At 32.4% G+C, this 2586-nt stretch carries 3 protein-coding genes; all 3 read left to right on the top strand.

The window, feature by feature from the left end:
- The coding region (locus ACI3VO_RS14040) for a 1-deoxy-D-xylulose-5-phosphate reductoisomerase (RefSeq protein WP_439758517.1) at positions 1–1127 on the top strand (1127 nt) is incomplete at its 5' end.
- Positions 1128–1139: 12 nt separating this feature from the next.
- A complete protein-coding gene (rseP, locus tag ACI3VO_RS14035) occupies positions 1140–2264 on the top strand; it encodes an RIP metalloprotease RseP (protein ID WP_439758516.1) in 1125 nt (374 codons plus the stop codon).
- A 34-nt stretch (positions 2265–2298) separates the two neighbouring features.
- The coding region (locus tag ACI3VO_RS14030) for a flavodoxin-dependent (E)-4-hydroxy-3-methylbut-2-enyl-diphosphate synthase (protein WP_439758515.1) at positions 2299–2586 on the top strand (288 nt) is incomplete at its 3' end.

Genomic DNA, 2586 nt, shown 5'->3' with positions numbered 1-2586 from the left:
AAGTAGAACAACAACAAGAAACAAAGCAAGAAACTGTAGATAAAAATACAGATAAATTTGAAGTAGTAGCTATATCGGCAAATAAAAGTGTGGATTTACTTTTAGAGCAAATTATCGAATTTAAACCAAAATACGTCGTAGTATATGACAGAGAAAGCGCAGAGAAGCTAAAAAATTTAATACCGAAATACATAGATATAGAGGTCTTAGATTCGATGGAGGGTCTTGTGAAGATATCTACCTTAGATGAAGTAGATATAGTTTTAACTGCAGTAGTCGGAATGATAGGTCTTATTCCTACTGTAAAGGCTATAGAGCATAAAAAAGACATAGCTCTTGCAAATAAGGAGACACTTGTAACTGCAGGCGAAATCGTTATGAAGGCTGCTAAAGAAAACGGCGTAAACATACTGCCTGTAGACAGCGAGCACTCAGCTATATTTCAATGCTTAAATGGAGAAAATAAAAAACAAGTAAATAAGCTTATCTTAACTGCATCAGGAGGACCTTTTAGAGGTAAAACAAGAGAAGAATTGATAAATGTCACGAAAAGAGAAGCACTTAAGCATCCAAACTGGAGCATGGGTCAAAAAATAACTATAGATTCTTCTACTTTGATGAACAAGGGTCTTGAGGTGATAGAGGCAAATTGGTTATTTGACGTGGACTACAAAAATATAGACGTTGTAGTACATCCTCAAAGTATTATACACTCGATGGTAGAATATATAGATACTTCTGTTATAGCACAGTTATCTATGCCGGATATGAGACTTGCAATTGAATATGCTCTTACATATCCAAATAGGATAGCGAGTGATTTTGAAAGAATAGACTTTTCAAAAATAAGCAAGCTAACTTTTGAGGAGCCTGATATAAATACTTTTCCTTGTTTAAAGCTTGCATATGATGCTTTAAAAGAGGGAAAAACATATTTAACTGTGTTAAATGCTTCTAATGAGGTACTTGTAGAGAGTTTTCTAAGAGATAAAATAGGGTTTTACGATATACCGTATTATATAGAAAAATCTCTAGATGCGCACAATAGCATAAGTAATCCGACTTTAGATGATATTTTAGAAGTAGACATATGGACGAGAAACTATGTAAAAAATTTATTAAAATAGGGCGGTGAATATATGACAATAGTAATTGCATTATTATTATTTGGTATAATTATCCTTATCCATGAATTTGGACATTTTTTATTGGCTAAGAAAAATGGGGTAACTATCCATGAATTTTCAATAGGTATGGGACCTAAAATATACAGCAAGGAAAAAGGCGGTACTGAGTATTCAATAAGAATACTTCCAATAGGCGGATATGTAAGCATGGAGGGTGAAGAAGACGGATTTGATAGATCAGAGGAGGAAGATGATTTATCAGAAGAAAGAGACTTAGTCTATGAAAGCCTAGAAATTCAAGAAGATAAAAGTAAAATATCAGATGAAATAGACGGCGAAGTCGCTATAAATGAAGGATCTTTTGCAGAAAAGACTATACTTCAAAGAGCTAGTATAATATTTGCAGGTCCATTTTTTAACTTTTTAGGATGTATTGGATTTTTAGTAGCTTTATTTTTGATAATAGGAGTTCCTACAACGAAAGTCGGTACTTTAATAGATGATGCTCCGGCAAAGGCAGCTGGAATAATGGTTGGCGATGAAATTAAATCTGTAAATGGACAAGAGGTCAGCTCCTCTACAGATATAACAGATATAATTTCAACATCTAAAGGTAAAGAAGTAAAAGTTGTAGTTAATAGAGACGATAAGGATATGGAATTCAATCTAAATCCAGTATTTAACAAGGATACGCAGACTTATATAATAGGTATAACATTTGATAGAACAAAAAATATAGTAAAATCATTTACAAATTCAGTTACAACTACATGGGATATAACTGTTCAAATGGTTGAATTTCTAGGTCAATTGGTGACAGGAAAAGTCGCTGGTGGAATTTCTAATTCTGTAGCTGGACCTGTTGGAGTAATAGGAATGGTTTCAGATGCTGCCAAGACAGGGATAACTAATTTACTTTATTTAGGAGCAGTTATAAGCTTAAACCTTGGAATTATGAATCTAATTCCATTCCCTGCATTAGATGGAGGAAGACTTCTTTTATTACTAATAGAAGGGTTAAGAGGTGGCAAGAAATTAGACCCAAGTAAAGAGTCTATGATAAATATAGTAGGAATGAGTATTTTAATGGCATTTATGTTGTTTATAACATATAAAGATATTTTGAGATTATTTTAATTAAATACAATTATATAAAAGTAGAAGGTGAAGTATGAGTTACGAAAGAAAATCGACAAGAGAAGTTAGGGTTGGAAATGTAAAAATTGGAGGAAACAATCCAATTTCAGTACAATCTATGACTAATACAGATACAAGAGACGTTGAAAAAACTGTAGAACAAATAAAAAGGCTTGAAAAAGCAGGATGCGATATAGTCAGAGTTGCAGTTGTGGATATGGATGCAGCTAAATCTATATCAAAAATAAAAGAGCAGATAAATATACCTATAATTGCAGATATACATTTTGATTATAAATTAGCTTTAGAAGCTATAAACCAA

Source organism: Intestinibacter sp., from assembly GCF_051866655.1.
In the GTDB taxonomy this organism is placed as follows: Bacteria; Bacillota; Clostridia; order Peptostreptococcales; family Peptostreptococcaceae; genus Intestinibacter.
Note: the sequence above shows the minus strand (reverse complement) of the source record. Positions and strands in the feature narration are given on the sequence as shown.